This is a genomic window from Bacillus sp. DJP31 (assembly GCF_049310945.1).
Lineage (GTDB): Bacteria > Bacillota > Bacilli > Bacillales > SA4 > Bacillus_BS.
In genome coordinates, this window is the sequence record NZ_JBMERO010000090.1 from 1 (window position 1) to 1,094 (window position 1,094).

The window sequence follows — 1,094 nt, forward strand, 5'->3', positions numbered from 1 at the left end:
CTGATGTATTGTGATTTAGAACTGAGTATCAAGCCAGAGCACCTTACATTTAATAAATTAAAAGCAGAAGAAATGAGAGGTTTTCTTCTTTGGCTCGAAAAAAACCGTAATGTCAGCATTAACACCCGTAACCAGAGACTGGCAGCGATCCATAGTTTCTACCGTTATACGCAGTCAGAACATCCTGAAATTATGTTGGAATGCCAAAAAATCTTAGGAATTCCCTTTAAAAAAAGAGAAATAAAGACGGTTGAATATCTTTCACAGGAATGCCTGAAGTATATATTGGAACAACCAGATACTAGTAAGAAAAGGGGACGGCGTGATTTAACAATAATGGCTACTCTTTATGATACAGGAGCACGAGTACAGGAATTAATTGATTTAAAAACTAGTGATGTTAGACTTACGAAACCTGCAACGATAAATTTATCAGGAAAAGGAAATAAAAGAAGAAGCGTTCCAATTATGGGAAAGACCCGAGATCTGTTGGAGAATTACATGACGGAGAATCGTCTGCTGGAAAACGGAAACCAAAGTCATCCTTTATTTTACAATAGTAAGAGATACCCTTTCACAAGACCTGGTATAACATATATTTTAGAAAAGTACTTACACCTGGCTAAGGAATCTCATCCGGATGTTCTGTTCTCCGAAAGTCTCCATCCTCATTTGGTCAGGCATACAAAAGCAATGCATTTGCTAGAGGCAGGTGTAAACCTGATTTATATAAGAGATTTGTTGGGACATGTAAATGTGACTACAACAGAAATCTATTTAAGAGCAAATACAGAAACGAAAAGAAAAGCATTGGAATCTGCTTATATGGAGGTTATAACGCAGGATACCCCTACTTGGGATGAGGATACCAACCTATTGAAGTGGTTACAGGATTTTTGTAGATAAAAAATATTATGGAAAGATATTCTTTGATATGTCACGAATATATCGCTTTCTAAAGAATATCTTTCCATAAACAAAAACTTGCGATAATTTCCATTATGGAAAGCTTTCCATAATGGCAAAACGCATCTGTCTATTGCCCTAGGGATTCACGCAATAGATCAAGGGTACCAAGTTGCTTTCATCCCTAT

The 1,094-nt window shown here is 36.5% G+C and carries 1 protein-coding gene; it reads left to right on the plus strand.

Annotated features, from left to right (window positions below):
- On the plus strand, nt 1-906 hold a 906-nt coding region (locus ACOI1C_RS22540; RefSeq protein ID WP_422512874.1), incomplete at its 5' end, for a tyrosine-type recombinase/integrase.
- Between the last annotated feature and the right edge of the window lie 188 nt (nt 907-1,094).